Source organism: Acetivibrio clariflavus DSM 19732, from assembly GCF_000237085.1.
Classification (GTDB): domain Bacteria; phylum Bacillota; class Clostridia; order Acetivibrionales; family Acetivibrionaceae; genus Acetivibrio; species Acetivibrio clariflavus.
In genome coordinates, this window is the sequence record NC_016627.1 from 1982134 (window position 1) to 2005854 (window position 23721).

The window sequence follows — 23721 nt, forward strand, 5'->3', positions numbered from 1 at the left end:
AATAATAGGGGGTAAAAGATGTATGCAGTATTGGAATCCTACATTTGAATGTATGTCAAGGGAAGAAATGACCAGAGTACAGACGGAAAGGCTAATTAACACAGTAAAAAGGGTGTATCATAATGTGCCTTTTTACAGGGAAAAGATGCAAAAAATAGGATTGGAACCTGGAGATATAAAATCTATTGAGGATCTAAAAAAATTGCCTTTTACTTATAAACAGGACTTAAGGGATAATTATCCATATGGTCTGTTTGCCACACCGTTAAGTGAAATTGTAAGAATTCATGCTTCATCGGGAACAACCGGAAAACAAACAGTTGTAGGATATACAAGAAAGGACCTTGACACATGGTCTGAAGTTATGGCCAGAACTTTTACCTGTGCCGGAGCAAATAAAGAATCCATCATCCAGATTGCTTATGGCTATGGACTTTTTACCGGTGGTCTGGGAGCTCACTATGGAGCTGAAAGAATCGGTGCATCGGTTATTCCTATATCCGGCGGTAACACCAAGAGACAAATACAATTGATGAAGGATTTCGGAACCACTGTTCTTGCCTGTACGCCTTCCTATGCCCTTTATATGGCAGAAGAAATGGAAGAGATGGGCATAAAGAAAGAGGAATTAAAGTTAAAAGCCGGAGTATTTGGAGCAGAACCGTGGACTGAAAATATGAGAAAAGAAATTGAAGAGCGTTTTGGAATTTTGGCAATAGATATTTACGGGCTTAGTGAAATTATCGGTCCTGGTGTCGCATCAGAATGTCATTTAAAATGCGGTATGCATATTAATGAAGACCATTTTATTCCTGAAATAATTGACCCTGAGACAGAAGAAGTACTGCCTCCCGGTTCAAAGGGTGAACTGGTATTTACCACTGTTACGAAAGAAGGCTTGCCGCTTATTAGATACAGAACAAGGGATATATCAACACTGAACTATGAAAAATGCGAATGCGGAAGAACCCTGGTCAGAATGTCGAAGGTTACAGGAAGAACGGACGATATGCTCATAATCAGAGGAGTAAATGTATTCCCCTCACAGATTGAAAGTGTGCTCCTTGAAGTAGCTGAAGTTGCACCCCATTATCTTCTGATAGTAGACAGGGTTGATAATCTCGATAACCTGGAAGTTTGGGTGGAAATGAATCAAAATATGTTCTCCGATGAAGTTAAGAAGATAGAAGAAGTTGAACGCAAAATAAAAAGAGAGTTGGAAAGTACTATAGGAATCAATGCAAAAGTAAAGCTTGTTGAACCGAAGTCTATTGAGAGAAGTGAAGGAAAGGCAAAACGTGTCATAGATAAGCGTGTTCTCAAATAATTTGTTTCAGTAATACAAATAAAAAGGAGGGCATAATAATGCTTATAAAACAAATATCTGTATTCCTTGAAAATAAATCGGGAAGACTGGCAGAAGTGACAAAAATTCTAGGGGAAAACAATATTGACATAAGTGCATTGTCAATAGCTGACACTACTGACTTCGGAATTTTAAGGCTTATTGTCAACAACCCTGATATGGCTGAAAAAGTACTTAGAGAAAATGAATTTACAGTGAGTTCAACCGATGTTATTGGCATTGGCGTTGAAGATAAACCGGGTGGATTAAATAAAGCATTAAGCGTATTGGAAAAGAGCGATATAGGAATTGAGTACATGTATGCTTTTGTTGGAAAGGCTTCTGATGAAGCCATGGTTATAATCAGAGTTGACGATTCGGATAAGGCAATTGAAACGTTAAAAAATGGCGGTATAAAAGTTTTGTCGCCTGAAAGTGTTTATAAATTATAGGCAAAAAGTAAAGAGAGACTTTATGCCCCGAATTTGAAATTGATCTTGTAACATTCAAATCTATAGTTCAATAGCATTGGTGTACAGGGGGTAGAAAACTGCAGTATGGAAGCAAAAAAAGAGCCTTTGGCGTATAGAATGCGTCCAAGAACCTTAGAAGAGTTTTTCGGACAGGAGGATATAGTAGGGACAGGTAAACTTCTCTATAGAATGATTAAAGCTGACAGAATAACGTCGGTAATACTGTTTGGTCCTCCCGGAACCGGAAAAACTTCTTTGGCGCGAATAATTGCAAATACAACTAAAGCAAATTTTGAAAAACTTAATGCAGTTACAGCCGGAGTAGCGGATATAAAAAAAATAATATCCGATACTCAAAACCCGATTCTTAACCCGAACCAAAAAACTGTTCTTTTTATCGATGAAATACACCGATTCAATAAAGCGCAACAGGACGCATTGCTGCCCTATGTTGAAGACGGTACTATAATTTTGGTTGGTGCTACAACGGAGAATCCGTATTTTGAGGTTAACAAGGCTCTTATTTCAAGATCTTCCGTATTTATGCTAAAACCCTTAAGCAATGAGGCAATTATTTCTATATTGAAAAATGCCCTTAAGGACAAGGAAAGAGGCCTGGGAAACCATGATATTGAGATAGATGATGAGGCATTGAAATTTATTGCAGACGGTTGTAACGGAGATGCAAGAATAGCTTTAAATGCGTTGGAACTTGCAGTTTTGACTTCACCGATGAACAATGACGGAAAAATATTAATTGACATAAATACTTTAGAAGAGTGTATGCAAAAGAGGGCTTTGAAATTCGACAAGTCCGGTGAAGGTCACTATGACAATATAAGTGCGTTTATTAAGTCGATGAGGGGAAGTGACCCTGATGCCGCAGTGTTTTATCTGGCCAGGGCTCTTTATGCAGGGGAAGACCCAATGTTTTTAGCCAGAAGGATAATGATATGTGCCTCGGAAGATGTTGGTATGGCAAACCCAACTGCCCTTCAGGTGGCAGTGGCTGCTGCACAGGCAGTACATATGGTGGGAATGCCTGAAGCACGCATAATTCTAGCCCATGCTGCAATAGCTGTTGCTACAAGTCCAAAATCCAATTCATGCTATGCAGCTATAAATAAAGCACTGAGCGATGTAGAAAGCAAAAATACCGGTGAAGTTCCAATGCATCTTAGGAATGCTGTAACTTCCGGAATGAGTGACTTAGGTTACGGCAAGGGATATAAATACGTCCATGATTTCCCCGGCAATATTGTCGATCAGCAGTATCTTCCGGATGAAATGATGGGAACTATATATTATAATCCCACTTCCAACGGCTTTGAAGCAAAAATAAAAGATTGGCTGGAAAAGAGAAGAAACGGAAAATAGAAGAGAAATACCGTTGTAAAATTTAAAACAGGTATAAAAAAAGCTAAGGCATGAGTCCTTAGCTTTTTACCGTTATAGCATGATATTAATTTACATAAAATTGTTTTGCTTGATAGAAAAAAATGTTATTGTATAAAAATATATTTATAATAAAAAATTTTTAAAAAAAATTATAATTCATTAAACCTCAATTTTTATTTTGTTGTCATTTGCGAATTTAATAACTTCTCTCTTATATTGGTCAAAGTAATTCCAATCCATAACTTTAGTGAGTATAATAGAAGAATTGTTTTTCAATACGAATTCTATTTTTTCGGAGGTTTTTTTAGTAAAAAGTTTTCTTTGCGTAAAATACCCCAGTTTAATTTTATCTATGTCGTTATAAGATAAAATATGGTGCTTGCCTTTATTGTCGATTACAGTCAGCGAAGTCCAGTCTCTGTTACACGATATGAGCCGCGTTTTCATCAAAACCACTTCCCTTCCCGAATGAAAACAAATAAAATATTAATTTATTCTATCTCTATAAGATATGCCAAAAGAATTAGTGTCGGGATAAAAAACTGTCTGTTGCTAAATATATTATATCAAAAATAAAATTGAAAAAAAGTCAAAATTGAAACATTGAAATTAAAAAACTTATTGCACTTTTGGATTAAATTAGTATATCATTAATAATAAATTATTACTACAATTATATTATATCATAATAAAAAATAGAAATAAATAGTACTGATGTTAATGAAAGATTAGCATGGGAACATGCATGATTAATTATTAAGCTGATAAAATGGAGGAATAGGATATGAATGTAAGTACCGACAATTTAGTTAAATGGCTTTTTGAAACTGATGCAGTAAGGGTTTGCCCTCAAAACCAACCGTTTTGGTATACTTCAGGTACAATCGGTCCATTTTACATAAATACACATTTCCTTTACGGGAGTGAAGAAAAAGCAAACGAACTTTTAAAACTTATTGATGTGGAAAAAGAAAATATTTTCAGCTGTTCTGCAAAAGTTCTCGAGGAGACTTTGAAAAATTATGAATGTGATTCTATTTACAAGTCATTGATTGATCAAATGATAGAATTCATAAAACAAAATATTAGTATCGAAGAAGTGAATTATATTTCCGGAGGAGAAAGAAGAGACTGGTTCTTTTCCCTTATCATAGCAAAATTTTTGGATAAACCTCATATTACAATATACAAAGATTTGAATTCTGTGATTTTTTACAACGGCAAAGCAGAGGAAGTTGTTGAGCTTGGCGGTAAAAATGTACTGCATGTGGCAGACCTCATAACGGAGGCTTCCAGTTATGAAAGAGCCTGGATTCCTGCCATTTCAAACAAAGGCGGGAATATTAGGTGGAGTGTGGTGGTAGTTGACAGAAAACAGGGCGGAGAGCAGGTTTTAAATAACTTTAACATAAAATCTTTTGCAATGATAGGTGTAGATATACAACTTTTTGAGAAAGCATTGGATATGGGAATGATTAATGAAAATCAGTTTGAAATGATAAAGGAATATATTAAAAATCCAAAAGAATCAATGGCGAACTTTTTGAAACAAAATCCGCAGTTCCTTGAACAGGCTTTGAATTCCGATGATAAAACTAAGGAAAGGGCAAGGCTTATGCTGGAAAAGAATATATATGGCATTCAAAGGTAAATATAGTTTTTAGCATTTATGAAAAAAGACCTCTGAGAAAATTTCTTGGAGGTCTTTAAGCTTAATCTACGAATGAATATACAAATCAGGGGATTTTGCAGTGAAAATTATTTTAATATAAAATTTTTATTTGAGATATTATTTATAAAATGCAATTATTAGTTAAGTTTATAACATGTCAGCAAATTTACAAAATAACAACTGAATATTCTTTATTTTTTCGCTACATAGAAGTGACAATTTTATGTTATAATATGATGATAATATGTGTTAAAGAGTTTTACGGAGGAATGAACATTGAGTAGAAGAAGTGATATAAAGGTTTCACAAGAAGAGATTGCAAGGCAGTATCAGTTTATTGATGAAATTAAGGAATTGAATTATCAAAAGGAAATGAAAACCGGGCGCAAGAAACATTACTATATTGAAACCTTCGGATGTCAAATGAATGAGCACGATTCTGAAAAATTAGCCGGAATGCTCAATGAAATGGGATATGCCGAAGGCTCTAATATGGAGAACAGCGACCTTATTATATATAATACCTGCTGTGTCAGAGAGAATGCTGAACTTAAAGTTTATGGACATTTAGGACCTATGAAGCATTTGAAAAAGGATAATCCGGATTTAATCATAGCTGTTTGCGGATGTATGATGCAGCAGCCTGAAGTGGTAGAACATATTAAAAAGGTTTACAGGCATGTGGACCTGATTTTCGGTACCCACAATTTGTACAAGTTCCCTGAACTCTTATATAATGCCATAAGCTCCGATCAAACGGTTATTGAAATAATGGATTCCATTGGACTGATAGCTGAAGATGTACCAATACAAAGGAAGGATGGATTTAAGGCATGGGTTACTGTAATGTATGGGTGCAATAACTTCTGCTCCTACTGTATTGTGCCTTATGTAAGAGGAAGGGAGAGAAGCAGGGAATTTGGAAAAATTGTTGAGGAAGTAAAGATGTTAGGACAACAAGGCGTTAAGGAGATAACACTTCTTGGCCAGAACGTAAATTCGTACGGCAAGGACCTTGGCGGAGATATTTCCTTTGCCCGATTGCTTACTGAGTTAAATAAAGTTGAAGGAATAGAACGAATAAGGTTTATGACTTCACACCCGAAAGATTTATCCGATGAATTGATTTATGCAATGAGGGACTTAGACAAGTTATGCGAACATCTGCATCTTCCTTTTCAGGCCGGAAGCACTAAAATACTTAAGGAAATGAACAGAAAATATACAAAAGAGGATTATCTTAGACTGGTTGAAAAAATTAAACAGAACATTCCGGATATTTCTCTTACCACCGACATTATAGTAGGTTTTCCCGGCGAAACTGAGGAGGATTTTCAGGATACATTGGTTGTTGTTGAAAAAGTCCGTTTTGACCAGGCATATACTTTCCTCTATTCAAAGAGAACCGGAACTCCGGCGGCAAAGAGTTTAAACCAGATACCTGAAGAAGTTAAAAAAGAAAGGTTCCAGAGATTATTGGAATTGCAGAATAGAATCAGTAAGGAAATAAACGACAGCTATTTAAATAAAAAAGTGGAGGTTCTTGTTGAGGGTAAGAGTAAAACCAATGAAAAAAATTATACTGGAAGAACACGCGGAAACAAGGTAGTAAATTTTCAGGGAGATGACCAATTGATTGGAAAACTTGTAACGGTAAAGATAAATACTGTCAAAACATGGTCTTTGGAGGGAAATATAGAATAATTAAAATCAGTATGTATTAAGTTATAAAAAATCACTTGCAATTATTCAAAATACCGGAAATATTAAAGCAAGAATTAAGATTAATATGGTTATTTTCAATGTGCCTGTTTTATGATAAAATAAATAATCATTGAGGATATTATAGATAGACCCATAATTTTACAAAAATTCATTTTTAATTTAAATTGAATGTTTTGTTTTAGGAGTATCTAGAACTGGAGGAAAAAGTATGGATATTATTTCAAAAGCCAGAGAACTTGGTAACATGATTGGATCCTCGGAAGAGATGATGAATTTCAGGAAATGGGAAGAGAGTTTGGCAAAGGATCATAAAGCAAGAGCTCTTCTAAAAGAATATCAGGAAATTCAGAGCGAAATGGTGATGGCTGTACACCAGAATTCTGAAAAGGAAAAATTGGATAAAATCAAGCAAAAACTTTTGGAAAAATATGACGAAGTAAATCAATGCGATGTTACCAGGAACTATATTGAATCCAAAGAAAAATTGGACATGCTTATAAAAAAAGTAAATGATGTTCTGATATACTCTATAACAGGAGAAGAGCCGTGTTCTGCAGAAGGCTGCAGTTCATGCAGCGGAGGATGCGGTAAGTAGGGTGATTTCATAGAGAAGATAGTTATCTTATAAAAATGGAATTTGTATTTTTAAACGGAATATTTAGAATATAATAATTTTAATTTAGGCAAAGAAATGAATTGAGGTATGATAAAATGGCAACACTGACACCTATGATGCAGCAGTATATGGATATAAAGAAACAGTATGAAGATTGTATTCTTTTTTTTAGATTAGGGGATTTTTATGAAATGTTCTTTACTGACGCGGAAATTGCCTCGAAAGAACTTGAAATAACCCTTACAGGTAAAGATTGCGGTTTGGAAGAAAGGGCACCTATGTGTGGAGTGCCTTTTCATTCTGCCGATTCCTATATATGCAAACTTATTAATAAAGGCTATAAGGTGGCTATCTGCGAGCAGGTAGAAGATCCTGCAACGGCAAAGGGCATTGTTAAAAGGGATGTTATAAGAATTGTTACGCCGGGTACTGTTACAGACTCGGCTATGTTGGATGATAAGAAGAATAATTATCTCATGTCTTTATATAAATATAAAAACTTTTTCGGTATTGCTTTTGTAGATATAACAACCGGTGATTTTACATCTACTTCAATAATAATCGGAAATACAATCGGCAAGCTTATGGACGAAATTGCCCGTTTTTCGCCTTCCGAGATTGTGGCTAACGGTGAATTTTTAAAGGATGAAAATTTGGTTAAGGCTGTTAAAACGAGGTTTAATACATATATTTCCACGATTGAAGATAAATATTTCGAGATTGGCTATGCCATGGATAAATTTAAGTCATATTTCAGTGACCATGAAATATGTGAGAATGAATTCGATATTTATATAAATGCCTCCGGGGCGCTTTTAGAGTATCTTGAACAGACTCAAAAGGTAAATCTTAATCATATTCAGAGTTTTAACAAATACAAAATTGAAGAATATATGATTTTGGATGCGGCAACAAGAAGAAATCTTGAGCTTACCGAGACCATGAGGGAAAAGAACAGAAAGGGTTCTTTGCTGTGGGTTTTGGACAGGACAATGACCTCCATGGGAGGAAGAACCCTAAGAAAATGGATAGAACAGCCCCTTATCAATATTTATGATATAAGGGACAGACTTAATGCCGTCAGGGAATTTAAGGACAAGTTCATGGTCAGGATGGAGGTAAGGGAACTTTTAAAAAGGGTTTACGATATAGAAAGGCTTATGGGTAAGATCGTGCTGGGCAGTGCCAATTGCCGGGATCTTATCTCATTGAAGAACTCCTTAGGACAGATACCTTATATAAAATCTCTTTTAAAAGATCTTAATGAAAGTCTGAACAGGGAATGTGACCGTGACATCGATTCCCTCGATGATGTTTATGAAATTATCGATAGGGCGATATGTGATGACCCTCCTGTGTCTGTAAAAGAGGGAGGAATTATTAAAGAAGGCTATAATAAAGAAGTTGACGAGCTAAGAAGGGCATCGGTTGACGGAAAGAGCTGGCTTGTTGAACTTGAAAATCGAGAACGTGAAAAAACAGGAATAAAGAATTTAAAAGTAGGATTTAATAAAGTATTCGGCTATTATATTGAAGTAACAAAGTCCTATTTTTCCCTCGTTCCACCCAATTATATAAGAAAGCAGACTTTGGCTAATTGTGAAAGATACATAACTGAAGAGCTTAAGGAAATTGAGGAAAAGGTTTTGGGTGCGGAGGACAGGCTTGTTGAACTTGAATACCAGCTATTTGTTGAGGTTAGAAGCAAAGTGGCCTCTGAGATAAACAGGATTAAAAGAACAGCAAAAGCTTTGGCACAAATTGATGTGATATGTTCATTGGCAGAGGTGGCTGACCGCGAATCCTATACCATGCCGGAAGTGAACAATGAAGATGTGATTCATATAATTGACGGAAGACATCCGGTTGTAGAAAAGGTGATTGACCAGGGTGCCTTTGTACCTAATGATACATATCTCGATATGGCTGAAAATCAAATTGCCATAATAACGGGACCAAATATGGCCGGTAAATCCACCTATATGCGCCAGGTTGCTTTAATTGTGCTGATGGCCCAAATAGGAAGTTTTGTACCTGCAAAAAGTGCGGTTATTGGAATTGCCGACAGGATATTTACCAGGGTAGGGGCTTCTGACGATCTTGCTGCCGGTCAGAGTACGTTTATGGTGGAAATGAGTGAAGTTGCAAATATTTTAAACAATGCCACTTCAAAAAGTCTTTTGATATTGGATGAAATCGGAAGAGGAACCAGTACCTATGACGGCCTTAGCATAGCCTGGTCTGTTATAGAACACATCAGTGACAAGAAAAAAATAGGTGCAAGAACCCTATTTGCTACTCACTATCATGAACTCACCGAACTTGAAGGTTCTATAGACGGTGTTAAAAATTACTGTATATCGGTTGAAGAAAAAGGCGAGGATATAATATTTTTACGGAAAATAATCCGAGGCGGTGCCGATAACAGCTATGGCGTACAGGTTGCAAGACTGGCTGGTGTTCCGGCACCGGTGATAAACAGGGCAAAGGAAATTTTAAAGGAACTTGAAGAATCGGATATAAACAAGAGGGATGCACGGTTTAAAAGAGCTATGAAGCCTATTGAAGGTCAAATTGATGTGTTTTCCTTCAATGCTCAGCAAAGAAGTTATGATGAAGTTTTAAAAGAGTTAAGAAGTATTGATGTAACTACCCTTACACCTCTTGATGCTTTGAATATATTGTATAATTTGCAGAAGAAAGTTAATACTTAAGCATTGAGAAAATTTGTGTCTTTAGTCATTTTTCATTTATATTTTGGAATGGACGGTCTGGATATGGGCAAAATTGTTATACTTGACGAAAACACCGCAAACCAAATAGCAGCAGGAGAAGTAGTAGAAAGGCCGGCGTCGGTGGTAAAGGAATTGGTAGAAAACTCGATTGATGCCGGCAGTTCAAATATTTCCATTGAAATAAATAACGGCGGAATATCAATGATTAAGGTTGTAGACAACGGATCAGGCATTGATGAGGACGATGTGGAAATTGCCTTTGAGAGGCATTCTACAAGCAAGATCAGGAAGGCCGATGACTTAGAGTCCATCTACACCCTTGGATTTAGAGGAGAAGCCCTTGCCAGTATAGCTTCAGTGTCATTGGTGGAACTTACCACAAGGGTTAAGGAAAAACCTTACGGCAAGTACATAAAGATACAGGGCGGATTGGTGAAGGAAGTACGTCAGACAGGTTGTCCTGTTGGGACAACTTTTATTGTGCGGGATCTATTTTACAACACCCCTGCCAGATTTAAGTTTCTTAAGAAGGATACAACCGAGGCAGGATATGTATCCGATATTGTCAATCGGATTGCGCTGGGAAATCCTCATATTTCAATAAAGCTTGTGAATAACCGGAATTGCGTTATACATACCCCGGGAAATAATGACCTTTTAAGTACGATTTTTAGCCTCTATGGCAAGGAAACTGCAAAAGAAGTGTTAGAAGTCAGATACAAGGACGAAAAAGTTGAAATATTCGGGTATGCAGGTAAGCCTGAAATAGCAAGAACCACCAGGAATTATCAGTCAATTTATATAAATGGGAGATATATAAGGAATAAGACGATTTTTTCTGCAATTGACGAGGCATATAAAACATATCTTATGAAGAACAAATTTGCCTTTGTTGTGCTGCAAATAAAAATAAATCCCATTTTTGTCGATGTAAATGTGCATCCCACAAAGATGGAAGTGCGTTTTTCCGATGAACAGACAATTTTTAGAGCTGTGTATCATGCAATAAATAATGCTCTGCTTAGTAAGTCCCTTATACGAAATGTTGAAATTTCCGAAAAAACGAAAAACTTATTTAAGTTTGAGCAAAATGTCCAGCCGGCAAAGGATTTTGTTCAGGAGGGCTTAACGTTAAAATCCGGTTTTACAGACAGTAAACCAATAAAACAGTCTGACCGAAAAGAAGAAAAAATTATTGCAGCAAAGGATAAAGATATAAATAATGAAAATAATTTAAATAACGGAAATATTAATGCTAATGTTTCGGTTATAAAGTCCGATAATTATGAAGTAAAGATTGATAACGCAAAAAACAAAAGTTTTATAGAAATACCGGATACCTCTGAAACTGACAACATAAAAGGAAGTACTGATAAAGAGACAAAGAGAATAGCTGTCGAAGAGAATAATGAAGAGGTGGATATATATTTTGGGCAAACAGTAAACCCTCAAAGCAAAACCAAAAATACATATGATACTGACAGTCAGTTAAATGGGCAGTTGGAGAGCTCAGGAGAAGATAACACATATAATGAAATTGATACATCTGAAAAGCCGGCCGAAAAAATGGCTACTGACCCGGAGGGTTTGAGTGAAGAAAATGAAAATGTCGGCATTGAAGCCGACAATAAAGAGGCTGAAGAAAACCAACTTATAGACGCCAGGATTATAGGACAAGTTTTTTCAACCTATATTCTTCTTCAAAGCGGAGATGATTTATTGATAATAGACCAACATGCAGCCCATGAGAGGATCAGGTTTGAAGAATTAAAGAGGAAATACAGGGAAAATGAAAGTTTGGCTCAGTTCTTGCTCTCGCCTGTGGTGATTGAGATAACAAACCAGGAATTAAAACTGATTGATGAAAATAAAGAAAAATTAAACAAACTAGGTTTTTCTTTTGAAAATTTCGGTAAAAATTCTATTATACTACGTTCGGTACCGGTTATATTACCGGATAATGCCAGAATAAAAGAATCGTTTTTGGACGTTCTCGATTTTCTTGTAAACGAAAAGCGGAAAGAGAATGTTTTGGTTGAGGAAGAAGCTCTGTACACATTAGCATGCAAAGCAGCAGTTAAAGCGAATAAGAAGCTTGATGAGCTTGAAATAAAAAAAATATTGGATGACTTGAATAAAATTGAAAATCCATATACATGCCCCCATGGGAGACCTACAATAATTAAAATAACAAAGCATGAATTTGAAAAAATGTTTAAAAGAATACTGTAGTTTGTTTTAATACTTGTAATTGACGTTATCGGAAATTGATTTGGTTACTTTTTGTGTAATAGAATACTTAATGAATTAGATACAATAATGTGTATTACTGTGGCAAGTTTTTTCAATCAAATTTATTATAATAATTAATTTAAAGCTTTTTTCTGAATGTATTTTATTTGGTTTTTGGGAGGATAAATTGAATAACGTTATAGTTATTTTAGGACCTACAGCTTCAGGTAAAACAAAATTGTCAATTGAACTTGCAAAGGATATAGATGGTGAAATAGTGTCGGCCGATTCAATGCAAATTTACAAATATATGGATATAGGCACTGCAAAGCCGACCGAAGAAGAAAAACAGGGAATTAAACATCATCTTATCGATGAAATAACTCCTGATGAAGAGTTTAGTGTTGCAAGATTTCAGCAACTTGCTGTAAAATATATTGATGATATAATAAATAGGGGTAAGGTTCCCATTGTTTGCGGTGGGACTGGTTTGTATATTGATTCTCTTATATATAATATCGAGTTTGGAGATACTATATGTGACTGGGAGCTTCGAGAGAGATTAAAGAAAGAAGCTCTTGAAAAGGGTAATGAGTATCTTCATAATAAGCTTAAAGAAATCGATCCCGAAGCGGCAGAAAAAATTCATATGAATAATGTTAAAAGGGTAATACGGGCTATTGAGGTATATACTTATACCCATAAGACCATATCAATGCTTCAAAAGGAGTCCAGAAACAATCCTTCAAAATATAGGTTTACTGTTTTTGGTTTGACTATGGGTAGGGAGAAATTATATGAAAGAATAAACCAAAGAGTGGATAAAATGATAGAGAAGGGGTTGGTTCAGGAAGTCAAAAAGCTGATAGAAATGGGATACGATAAAAGTACCATTGCAATGCAGGGAATTGGATACAAGGAGATTTTGTCATACTTAAGAGGTGAGACATCGTTCGATGAAGCAGTTTATTTGTTGAAAAGGAATACAAGGCGCTATGCCAAAAGACAGTTTACATGGTTTAAAAGAATGGAAGATGTACATTGGATTAATTTGGATGAAACTCAGGATCTGCAAGAAATAATTAAAAATATTAAAGATGTTGTTGCAACGTCTGGAATTATCTTGTAGAATATAACTTAAAGCAGATGTTAGTTTGTAAGATATATTCTTTGTTTTAATTGAAAATGGATCATCTTTGTCAATACTGTTTAAAATCCTGTATTGCTATCTAATTTAGTTATACAGGTCAAAAATAAAGTAATAAGAGTTCTTTTATAATATAAAAAAACATAAAAAAGAAAGAGAGAAAAAAGTCTATTAGAGGAGGATTACCCGTGAACAAGAACAATATCAACTTACAAGATGTTTTTCTAAACCAGGTTAGGAAAGAGCACATCCCTGTTACTGTTTATCTTACAAACGGATTTCAATTAAAAGGGCTGGTAAAAGGTTTCGATAATTTTACAGTGGTATTGGATAGTGAAGGAAGGCAGCAGCTTATTTATAAGCATGCCATATCAACCATAAGCCCTATGAAGCTTGTTAATTTAATATTTAATGATAATAAAAATGACCAGCAGCAGTAATAAATAAGTTTAAAGTTAGTATTGCAATACATAGTTTGCATTTCAGGAGGATAAAGTACGTTTAAGCTTTCGGTTTTTTAATTGGTATTTTGAAATAGTATGTTATAATAGTTTTTTTAAAATAAAAAATCTCGATGTATTAAACATCGGGATTTTTTATTTTAAGAATTTTTTATATTGAAATTATAAATTATTGTATTTAGTTTAAAGCTTTCTGAAAACGCCGATTACCTTTCCTAAAATAGACAGATTATCCCTAACTATAATAGGTTCAAAGTATTTGTTTTCAGGCTGGAGTCTGACATAACCGTCTTCTTTATAAAAAGTTTTTACTGTAGCTTCATCACCGATAAGAGCAACTACAATATCACCGTTGGAGGCAGTAGATTGCTGCTTTACAAGTATATAATCCTTGTCAAAGATACCGGCTTCAATCATGCTGTCACCCTCGACCCTTAACATAAAAGCATTGGAGCCCTGTACGAAATCTAAAGGAAGAGGGAAGGTATCTTCAATATTTTCAACTGCCAGGATGGGCTGACCGGCTGTAACCTTACCAATGATGGGAACATCAACCATTTCTCTTCTTGAATAAACACTTTTTGATTCTTCCTCAACTTTATTATTTTTTACAATTTTGAGTGCTCTAGGTTTTGTAGCATCTTTTTGAATCAGACCTTCTTTTTTTAATTTTTCCAAATAACTGTGAACTGTAGAAGTGGATTTAAAACCGACAGCTGCACATATTTCTCGAACAGAAGGCGGATACCCTTTTAATTGAATTTGCTCATTTAAAAAATCAAGAATTTTTTGCTGCATTTCTTCATTCTTTTTTGGCATTATCTTCACCTCATATAAGTATTTGGCATCGACGTAGTAGTCCTTCACAGTCAAAAAGTAAACAAAATAAAGTTAACTTGTCAGATTTTTGTTAATTTCCATTCTTATTTTAATGATCAAATTGACCGTCTTATTTAAAGCAAAAAACTTACAGATAAATCTAAAAGTATTATAACATTATATTTTAAATAAATCAAACTTATGTTCGATATTTTTTTGCTTTTTATATTGACATCGAACAGATGTTCTAATATAATACATATAAAGAACATAAGTTCGGTTTAGGGGGATTTTTATGAAAAAGAGATATGTGCTAAAGAATAAGACTAGGTTTTACATATTCATTGTAACATTGCTTTTGATAACTTTTACTGTTTTTTCTTTCACAAAAGCGTATGGATATAAAGAGCCTCGATTGATAGTTATAACAATAAGAAGCGGAGATACTCTTTGGTCAATTGCAGAAAAATACAATAAAAAAGGAGACATAAGAGAGTATATTTATAAACTTAAAGAAATAAACCATCTTGAAAATAGCAATATTATAGCTGGCAACACTTTAAAAGTAATAGTTGAAGAGTGACTATAAAGAAATATTTATCCCGTTTAAAAAAGTCCCGATATAATTATTGGGATTTTTTTATGCAATTTCAAACATAATGCAAAATTTATCAAAAATAATAGAATTATTTACAAAAGTGTGGTATAATTTTACTATAAAATAACAAATGTCATGTTTATATTCTAAATAAAGAAATCATAACTATCATATGTTTATGTCAAAATTCCTGTAAAAACTTATATGATTTTCTGCAGTGCTATATGAATATTGAGATACTTTCCGTTTTTTATACAGTTTACGGTATATATCTTGCTTAATAAACTATTGTTAAGGTTGTGGTTAAATGTATAACCTTAAAAGCAAAAAAGGCAGTACTACCGTTGAAGCTGCATTGATTATTCCGATTATTTTCCTGTCTATAATCACATTAATATACGTCAGTATCTTTCTTTATGAACAAGCTTATATCAAGTCCCTGGCTGACCGTGCAGCTGAAAGGGGAGCTGCTATTTGGAAAAATCCCGAGAGTGATATGTATATAAGTTTAGTAAAGCTTGAGCATTTTAAAGACAATGATCCCTATTGGAAAGTAATTGACTATAAAGAAAAATCAAAGAAAGAGAAGGTTGAGAATTATATTAAAAACTCATTAAAACAGTATAGCATTCTTCAAAGCGGGGACAAAAAGGTTCCAATGAATACTACCGATATACAGTTTGATGTGGAAGTAAAAAATTACTTGGTTTATAAAAAGTTAACGGTAACTGTAAAAAAGAATTTTAAACTTCCTATAGGAAATATATTAAGTATTTTTGGCATTGGAAATACCGTCTCCATACAAGCAAAATCCGAAGCATTAATAAATGATCCTTCCGAATTTATCAGAAATACCGATTTTGCAATAGATATGGGGAAACGTATAGACAATTTAACAGGCAACAATTTTGAAAAAATTAAGGACAAAGTTAACAATTTTCTGGACGGCATAAAAAGTAAATTCTCTAAAAACTAATTTTTTCGTAATTGTATTTGAAGCTAAAAAAACTATATTTTTGCATGCTCGACAAACAATATAAAATTAACAAATACGAGGTGCATTATGAGAATATTCAAGAGAAACGAAGGTGCTATAACTGTTTATATCTGCTTTATAACTTCGATAATGCTGATATTGACCGGCGTACTCGTGGATGGTGCAAGGGCCAGAGTTGCCGAGGCTCAGGTTCAAAGTGCTGCTGAAGCTGCAGCAAATTCATTACTTGCATATTACAACAACATTTTAAAAGAGTGGTTTGGTCTTATGGCCTTATCTGAAAACAACCCTTCTGTGTTGGAAGAGGAACTGATGTATTACCTCAACAGAACCCTTATGACTGAACTGGGGGCAGAAAAGAAAAATATAAGCGATGCCTCCTGGGACTATCTTAAAAAATTTTTAAACATTGAAAATAAATATGAAAATGTAAGTTTTCTTGATATGTATGATTACAGAATTGACTATGTAAAAGTAGTACCGTTATATAATCTTGCTGAAAATGAAGTATTGAGAGCCCAGATAGTTGAGTATATGAAATACAGGGCTCCTGAAATGCTGGGCGAAGAGTTCCTTGAAAAAATAAATCTATTCAGAGGTTATAAGAAACAAGCAAAAATTTTGTCTTCAAAGCTTGAAGTTGACAAAAAATTATACAGCATAAGTGAAGAGCTTGGTAAATTATCTTCGCAAATCAAAAAGGTAAATGCCTTTGAACCGGCAGAAATGAAAGAAAAGCTAAATTATATCGGCGAAAAAATTGCTCTTAAAGTAGGAATGGAAAAAGTCTATAAAGAAATGAAAAAGAAGAGAATGGAAGCCGAAAAAAAACTTGAGGAACACAGGAAAACCGATGAATATAAAAATGAAATGCAAAGGCTAAGAAAAGAACTTTCATTAGCAGAAGATGAAACTGAAAAGGAAAGCATAAGAAAACAAATTGAAGATTTGGATGAGCCTTTTAAAAGCGAGATTGAAGAAGCGGAAAAAGAAGAGAAAGATGCTAAAGAAGAGTATAATTTTGTTGCAAAAGAGGCAAAGAAAAAAATAGATGAAATATTCAATGAATTAAAAAAATATGAATCTTATAACGATGAAGCTATAAAAATAGCCAATAGAATAATAGAAAAGAATGATGATGTAAAAAAACAAATGGAATCTCTCAAAAAGGAGCTGCAAGGAGATACCAGCGATTTTGCCGAAAAGATGAAGCAAGAAATAAAAAAGATTGAAAATCAGATATCCACAGAAAACATAACCCGTTTGGCAGAAAAATTCGGCAATAACAAAACTGTAATCGGCGATTTAACTCAGATATTGAAAGAAATAAATTTATATGATATAAATGACGATTCCTATGATCTTTCCGTTTTTCGAAAAGATGAGTATTTTTTAATGCTCGATTATATACAAAAAAGAGTAATAAAAGTGGAAGAACTGTATGCAAATTATATTTCCAAATACAGCAAAGTAAGTTTTGAAGAGTTCCCGGTTGAAGAGATTACAGAAAGTAAGGAAAAGGCTGAAGATCCTCGTAAGGCTGCAAAAGACCTGATGAATAGTTCGGAAAATCCTTTAAAAAACATTGAAGCTCCGGAAAGTCATGAAGATTTTGAGGAAATAAAGAAGGGACTTCCTTCAGGGGGCGCAAAGATTGACAGCAGAGAAATTTTAGAAGCGTTTTTAGGCGAAGATTACGATTTTGTTGTAAAGGCCATTGGATATGATGAGAACAAGGCCAAATTGGACGAATCGCTGGAAGAAGCCTTAAACAATGCTTCCATTATAAACGATATGGACTTTGAAGATGACAGTAACGATTCCATCATAAAAGGCTTTGGGTTACTTACTACCCTTATTGATATTTTGGAAGAAGGTCTTGAAACAATACGAGATGAAATATATATAAGCGAATATGCTCTAGGAACCTTCAATAACTATCTTTCCATGAAAAATTTAAAATCGGAGAACGGCAAAAACATAAGCCAGGTTGACTTAAGACTTAGAAACAGAACCGACAGGAAACCCTATATGTATTTTGAGAACGAGATAGAATACATAATAGGGGGAAAAGATAATGAAAAGGCAAATATACGTAATGTAATGACTAAGATTCTTATTATAAGGATTGCTCTAAATTCATTGCATATCTTTTTAGACCCTGCCAAAATGAAAGATATAGTAGCAACTGCAAAAAAGCTTGCTGCAGTTGTAAGTCCTCCGATAGCTGTATTTTTAATTCCATTGGTTACATTTCTTATTGTCATAAGTTGGGCAGCGGCTGAATCAGTTATTGATTTAAAGTTATTAATGAGGGGCGAGTCAGTGCCGATATTTAAGACCCGTAAAGACTGGATTCTAAGTGCGGAGGGCGGTCTGGAAAAATTAAAGGAGAAAATAACCGGAACTCTTGTAGAAGTAGGAAAAGAGTATGTTAAGGATATGATAGATGAAAAAATAGACTCCCTGGAGAATTCTGCAAAGAAATACATCGAGAATATTAAGGATTCGATAAATACAAAAGTTGACAACATAGTGGAGAAAATTTTTGAGCCGGTTGAAGCTGCATTAAACAGTGCTGATAAAACCATAAAGGATAATTATGCCTATATTACCGAAAGTCTTGAAAATGAATTGTCCAACATTGCAAATGGAGAAATGAACACCATAGTAAAAGAAATATATAGAATTGCGCAGGAAGAGTATAAAAAAGCTAAGGAAGAGATACAAAACAAAGTTACAATGCCAATCGATAAAGCCAGAGAAGAAATTGACAATATCAAGGAATCTATAAAAGATTCAGTCAGCGAAAAGATTTCAGGCTTAGAAGAAACAATAAACAAAAAAATAAGTGAATTTGCCAAAGAGGGCAAAGAAAAACTCAATGAATATATTGATTCTTTTGGAAACAAGAATTCTTCTGACATCGGCGATTATAACAATGTAAAGGCAAGTGCAGTCTCTTTCAATTATGAAGAATATTTGAGACTTTTGCTTTTGACAATGGACAGAGATAAGAAGATAACCAGAATACAGGATCTGATTCAACTGCAGATGATGAAAATGACCGGTAACAAAGAATTTAAACTTGCCCATTGCAATACTTATATTGGAGTAAAAGTTGATGTGTCGATGAAATACTTCTTTATGACACAGCCCTTTGTAAAAAAAGAGTTACAAACTGAAGAATTTGATAGGCACAGTCTAAAAGTTATGCTCTTTAAAGGCTATTAAAAATCCATGTTTTATATAAAAAACGCCTTAAAATAAGAGAGGGTTTCATGTCATGAACAGATTATCCGGATTTGCCAAAAAGTCTAAAGGCGCTCTTACCGTCGAAGCAGCTATAGTAATGCCATTGTTTATATGTGTAGTACTCAGTTTTGCTCTCTTTATAAAAATTGTATATACCCAGAACATTATCCAGCATGCGATAAATGAAACAGCAAATGAGTTGGCTGTATATAGCTATCTCTATTCTGTATCGGGATTGCAAAAATTGCATGATGATGCCAAGGATAAGCTGGAAGAGAACAGCAAGCCGGCAGAGGAACAGATTAACAGTATTGTTGATGCTTTAAACACACTGAACAATACAAAAAAGGCTGTCAAACAGGGGTCAGAGAATCTGAAAAATAAAGATTTTGAAGAATTGAAATCAGATCTGGAAGACATTAAGGATCTGTCAAAAGAAGCTCTTTCAAAGGGAAAAGACGTGAAAGAAAAGCTTGAAAGCGCACTTAAGAATCCTAAAGAGCAAGTAATTGCCTATGCCTCTTTATTGGCCAATGGCGCCTTTGAAGACTTAAAGGGTGAATTGGCTGCACCGGTAGTAAGATTAATGTGCAAAAAGCATATCGGAAGTGACGAAATTGATGCCGATAAAAGACTAAAAAGTCTTGGTGTGGTAAACGGTCTTTCCGGGCTTGATTTTAGTGAAACAAAAATACTTAATGATAAGAAAAATATTGACATTATAGTCCGATATAAAGTGGAATCCGGTCTTCCTATAAATTTTTTGCCTGATTTGTATTTTATTCAAAGAGCTAAAGTCCGTGCCTGGTTAAATGGTGACGGCAAGACACCAAATTCCGTTGATTCCGAACCGGCGTCAGAACCAGCCTCAGAAAATTTTTGGGAACTTGATCCTTTAGAAAGAGCAAAAAGAATACATGAACTTGAAAATGCTGATATGCCTGTGAATTATAATGAAGGTGACATAATTGATGTAACGACTATCAATCTTAGTGATAAGAGCTATGCAACTACAAATGGCGTTAAATATCGGATTTATTTAAGTATAAGAAAATTAGCAGAATTTACTCATAAAGACTATCCTGATATAAAATCCAGAACTCTTATTGTAATTATTCCGGAAAAATCACTCGAAGCCAGGCCGGATGTAGAAAAACTCCTTAAGGAGGATTGCATGGAATACGCAAAGAAGCACAATGTTATTTTAAAATACAAAGAAGGTTATGGAGTATTACCGCAAAGTAGAGTAGAATAAAATTATAATAAAGTATATATTTAACCATACCTAAACCTGCATTTTAAAACTTTACAGTGCTTTTAATATCGAAATTTATATTATTTTTATGAGCAATTAAAGTTATGCTATTAATTTATTTTTAAGAATCAGAAAGGAAGATATAAAGTGAAATATAGAGTTACTAAAAAGCAGAAAAACAGCAGGATGTGTTTTGTATGTGGCTTAAAAAACCCTTATGGTTTAAAAGCCTCTTTTTATGAGCTTGAAAACGGTGAATTGGTTTCTATTTTTAAAACCCTTGAAGGCCACCAGAGTTATCCCGGAAGACTGCATGGCGGAGTGATTGGTGCTATACTTGACGAGACCATAGGCAGGGCAATAATGATTAATCAGGAAGACATATGGGGAGTTACCGTAGAGCTTAATGTAAAATACAAAAAACCCATACCGTTAAATGAAGAGCTTCGAGCAGTGGGAAGGATAACAAAAGATTCCAACAGGCTGTTTGAAGGTACCGGTGAGATATTGCTTGCAAACGGTGAGGTTGCTGCTACAGCCTATGGAAAGTATTTAAAAATGCCTATTGAAAAGATTGCGGATTTTAATGAAGACCATGAGGAATGGGATGTAGTTCTAAAAGATGACGACCCTAAGGAGATAGAGATTTAGGAAAGTAAAATAAGAAAAAATATATTAAACCTTTGGTGCCATCACTAATAATTCATCATATGTAATAACTCAATTGATATAAATCAATAAAAAGTTAATTAAATTTTTACAGCAATAGATAAGTTTTACCCTGATAAAGGCTCTCATGTTTTTAATGAGGGTCTTTTTGTATATTTTTATAAAAATATTTTTACTTTATCAAAACTTTTTCAATTTTTAAGTGTATATATAAATAATTGCATCTAAAGTTTATATGAAAGGGAGTCAACTTAAGTGGAGGTTCCGGATCAGAAAATAATTAAACTATGTAAAAAGAATAAGCGTGAAGGATTTGAACTCTTGTTCAAAAAGTATGAGAGGTACATATATAGTATATGCTACAGCTATACATATTCTCAGCAAGATGCCCTAGACCTGGTCCAGGAAGTATTCTTAAGGATTTACAGGAATTTTGAGAAAGTGGATGAAAAAAAGCCGGTATCACCTTGGATAAAAAAAATTACTGTAAACACCTGTATCAATTTTAAGAGGGATATAAGGAACAAGGTATCGGAATTGTCTATTAATTCAAATGTTGACGAAAGTGACAGAGCCCTTGAAAAAATTATACCCGATAGTGAACTTACCGAAGATAAGGTGATGTACTTTGATACAAAAAAGGCTTTAGAAGATTCAATCAAGGAGCTTCCCGATGAGATAAGAATGGCTGTGTTATTAAGACATATCAATGGGCTTAGTTATAATGAAATTGCCGAACTTATGTCTTGTCCTGTTGGTACGATAAAAACTTACCTTTTTAGAGGTAGAAGGCTTTTGAAGGAAAGTCTTGTAAAAAAAGGCATATGGGAGATGTAGCTTATGGAATGTAAATTTGACGGTGATTTAATTCAAAAATATATAGATAAAACTATTGATCCTCTTGAAAAGATTTTTGTTGAAGAACACTTAAAGGTATGTAAAAAATGCAGAAAAGATCTAACTCAATTTAAACTCTTGTACTACGAGTTAGAAGGTCTGGAGGAAATACAAGAAGTACCGGATGAACTAGAGGACATTAGGAATATGGTTCTTGATAATATTTTTACTGAGTCAAACAAATATGGAATAAGGGATTTTATAAATCAACAAAAAAAGACTTTTGCTTTGGCTTCAGAGTTTACCGAATATATTCCCGGTAAGAGATTAATTAGAAAGAGCCTTAAAGCTACAGGCTCAATTTTAGGAACAGCAACTAAGAAGAGTGCTAAATATGGATTGAAGATTATTCAAGAAAGGATATAGAATATGACAATATTGATTATTTTGGGCTATATTTTGGCAGCTTTAATCGTATGGATAATTTTAATTCTGATTATACCTTTTGAATTTATGGTGAATGCACAAAAGAAAGAAAGAACATTTATTAGTGCAAAGGTCATTTGGCTTTGGGGACTATTCGGATTTTACTATACATTGATATACTCACAGCAGCCCATAATGCATGTTCAGATATTTTGGTATAAAAAAAGAATCGGCAAGAATAAGGCTAATAAAGGCCATAAAAAAAGAAAACAAAAAGATAAAGAAAAAGATGGCTCTATAAATTATTTTGATACTGAATTTTTAGAATGTACACTTGTTTGTATAAAGAAAATTCTAAAACATTTAAAACCTAAAAAGTTTGAAATTGAAGGTACTCTGGGGTTTGAAGATCCTTATATCACTGGAATTGTATGTGCAATGCTAAATGTTTTATTGGCGGAACTTAAAACTAAAAACATTAAAATAAATATGGTATTTGATGAAGAAATATACGAAGGGAAAGGCACAATCCAGGGAAGAGGGGTATTGGCATATATAGCTTATTTAGCTTTAAGACTATACCTTTCCAGACCTGATAAAATAAATCAAAAACCCAAATTTAAGGAGGTAAATTTAAATGTCAGATAGTAAATTTGATTTAAACGAAAGTGTCAGCGTATTATTTGAAAAATTTGAAAAATTACTGACTTCCAAAACAGTAATAGGAGAACCTATTATAATCGGAGAAGCTACTTTAATACCGTTTATCTCAACCAGCTTCGGGCTTGGTTCAGGAGGCGGTAACGGTTATGAATCAAAGGGCGCCCATGGTGTCGGAGGAGGTGCTGGTCTTGGTGCAAAAATATCACCTACAGCTGTACTTGTAATTAAAGGTGATCAAGTTGAAATGATACCAATAAAGAAAAGCGGAGGCTTTGAAAAGTTAATTGATATGGTACCGGATATAGCTTCAAAATTTAATTGCATCAAGAAAGATGATGAGAAAGAAAAAGAAAAGGAAGAACAAGATTAAAAGTTGGAATTTATAAAATTGCTCTCCC

21 protein-coding genes are annotated in these 23721 nt (G+C 34.1%); 19 read left to right on the forward strand and 2 right to left on the reverse strand.

The features are described 5' to 3' along the window. Positions 1–22 precede the first annotated feature (22 nt). The 3 genes from CLOCL_RS08460 (at position 23) to CLOCL_RS08470 (ending at position 3195) form a co-directional block, all read left to right on the forward strand. On the forward strand, positions 23–1327 hold the full coding sequence (locus tag CLOCL_RS08460) for a phenylacetate--CoA ligase family protein (protein ID WP_014254931.1): 1305 nt from the start codon (positions 23–25) through the stop codon (positions 1325–1327). Positions 1328–1365: 38 nt separating this feature from the next. Next, complete coding sequence (locus CLOCL_RS08465; protein ID WP_014254932.1) at positions 1366–1797, forward strand: ACT domain-containing protein; 432 nt, start codon at positions 1366–1368, stop codon at positions 1795–1797. A 105-nt stretch (positions 1798–1902) separates the two neighbouring features. After that, positions 1903–3195: a replication-associated recombination protein A gene (locus CLOCL_RS08470; protein ID WP_014254933.1), complete on the forward strand. Its 1293-nt coding sequence runs from the start codon at positions 1903–1905 to the stop codon at positions 3193–3195. Between the two features lie 180 nt (positions 3196–3375). Here the strand turns inward: CLOCL_RS08470 and CLOCL_RS08475 are convergent, their stop codons facing one another. Next, positions 3376–3663: a hypothetical protein gene (locus CLOCL_RS08475; protein WP_014254934.1), complete on the reverse strand. Its 288-nt coding sequence runs from the start codon at positions 3661–3663 to the stop codon at positions 3376–3378. A 337-nt stretch (positions 3664–4000) separates the two neighbouring features. On the opposite strand from CLOCL_RS08475, the gene CLOCL_RS08480 reads away from it, so the two are divergent. The 7 genes from CLOCL_RS08480 (at position 4001) to hfq (ending at position 13783) form a co-directional block, all read left to right on the forward strand. Continuing rightward, the gene (locus CLOCL_RS08480) at positions 4001–4867 is read left to right on the forward strand and encodes a phosphoribosyltransferase (protein ID WP_014254935.1); all 867 of its coding nucleotides are present in this window, start codon (positions 4001–4003) and stop codon (positions 4865–4867) included. Positions 4868–5164: 297 nt separating this feature from the next. Beyond that, positions 5165–6592 (forward strand): tRNA (N6-isopentenyl adenosine(37)-C2)-methylthiotransferase MiaB, encoded by a 1428-nt coding sequence (gene miaB / locus CLOCL_RS08485; RefSeq protein WP_014254936.1) that lies wholly within the window; start codon positions 5165–5167, stop codon positions 6590–6592. Positions 6593–6821: 229 nt separating this feature from the next. Next, the gene (locus CLOCL_RS08490; protein WP_014254937.1) at positions 6822–7208 is read left to right on the forward strand and encodes a YlbF/YmcA family competence regulator; all 387 of its coding nucleotides are present in this window, start codon (positions 6822–6824) and stop codon (positions 7206–7208) included. A 116-nt stretch (positions 7209–7324) separates the two neighbouring features. Continuing rightward, positions 7325–9943 (forward strand): DNA mismatch repair protein MutS, encoded by a 2619-nt coding sequence (gene mutS, locus CLOCL_RS08495; protein WP_014254938.1) that lies wholly within the window; start codon positions 7325–7327, stop codon positions 9941–9943. A gap of 63 nt (positions 9944–10006) precedes the next feature. After that, complete coding sequence (gene mutL, locus CLOCL_RS08500; RefSeq protein WP_014254939.1) at positions 10007–12196, forward strand: DNA mismatch repair endonuclease MutL; 2190 nt, start codon at positions 10007–10009, stop codon at positions 12194–12196. A gap of 187 nt (positions 12197–12383) precedes the next feature. After that, positions 12384–13325, forward strand: a complete 942-nt coding sequence (gene miaA, locus CLOCL_RS08505) for a tRNA (adenosine(37)-N6)-dimethylallyltransferase MiaA (RefSeq protein ID WP_014254940.1) — start codon at positions 12384–12386, stop codon at positions 13323–13325. A gap of 206 nt (positions 13326–13531) precedes the next feature. Beyond that, entirely contained in the window at positions 13532–13783 is a 252-nt protein-coding gene (gene hfq / locus CLOCL_RS08510; protein ID WP_014254941.1) for an RNA chaperone Hfq, read from the forward strand. Between the two features lie 204 nt (positions 13784–13987). Here hfq and lexA read toward each other — a convergent pair whose 3' ends face one another. Next, entirely contained in the window at positions 13988–14623 is a 636-nt protein-coding gene (gene lexA / locus CLOCL_RS08515; protein ID WP_014254942.1) for a transcriptional repressor LexA, read from the reverse strand. Between the two features lie 295 nt (positions 14624–14918). On the opposite strand from lexA, the gene yneA reads away from it, so the two are divergent. The 9 genes from yneA (at position 14919) to CLOCL_RS08560 (ending at position 23693) form a co-directional block, all read left to right on the forward strand. Then, the gene (gene yneA / locus CLOCL_RS08520; protein WP_014254943.1) at positions 14919–15206 is read left to right on the forward strand and encodes a cell division suppressor protein YneA; all 288 of its coding nucleotides are present in this window, start codon (positions 14919–14921) and stop codon (positions 15204–15206) included. Between the two features lie 322 nt (positions 15207–15528). After that, a complete protein-coding gene (locus tag CLOCL_RS08525) occupies positions 15529–16197 on the forward strand; it encodes a TadE/TadG family type IV pilus assembly protein (protein ID WP_014254944.1) in 669 nt (222 codons plus the stop codon). An 87-nt stretch (positions 16198–16284) separates the two neighbouring features. Next, positions 16285–19452 carry a DUF5702 domain-containing protein gene (locus CLOCL_RS08530; RefSeq protein WP_014254945.1) on the forward strand — a complete coding sequence of 1056 codons (3168 nt, stop codon included), beginning with the start codon at positions 16285–16287 and terminating at the stop codon, positions 19450–19452. Between the two features lie 52 nt (positions 19453–19504). Then, a complete protein-coding gene (locus CLOCL_RS08535) occupies positions 19505–20728 on the forward strand; it encodes a TadE/TadG family type IV pilus assembly protein (RefSeq protein ID WP_014254946.1) in 1224 nt (407 codons plus the stop codon). 147 nt (positions 20729–20875) lie between these two features. Continuing rightward, the gene (locus tag CLOCL_RS08540) at positions 20876–21379 is read left to right on the forward strand and encodes a PaaI family thioesterase (protein WP_014254947.1); all 504 of its coding nucleotides are present in this window, start codon (positions 20876–20878) and stop codon (positions 21377–21379) included. Between the two features lie 273 nt (positions 21380–21652). Further along, positions 21653–22234, forward strand: coding sequence for an RNA polymerase sigma factor (locus CLOCL_RS08545; RefSeq protein WP_014254948.1), 582 nt, complete (start codon positions 21653–21655; stop codon positions 22232–22234). A gap of 3 nt (positions 22235–22237) precedes the next feature. Beyond that, complete coding sequence (locus tag CLOCL_RS08550; RefSeq protein WP_014254949.1) at positions 22238–22660, forward strand: anti-sigma factor family protein; 423 nt, start codon at positions 22238–22240, stop codon at positions 22658–22660. Positions 22661–22855: 195 nt separating this feature from the next. Beyond that, the gene (locus CLOCL_RS08555; RefSeq protein ID WP_245532861.1) at positions 22856–23308 is read left to right on the forward strand and encodes a DUF2953 domain-containing protein; all 453 of its coding nucleotides are present in this window, start codon (positions 22856–22858) and stop codon (positions 23306–23308) included. Further along, on the forward strand, positions 23298–23693 hold the full coding sequence (locus CLOCL_RS08560) for a GerW family sporulation protein (protein WP_014254951.1): 396 nt from the start codon (positions 23298–23300) through the stop codon (positions 23691–23693). Before CLOCL_RS08555 ends, CLOCL_RS08560 begins: the two co-directional genes overlap by 11 nt. Positions 23694–23721 lie beyond the last annotated feature (28 nt).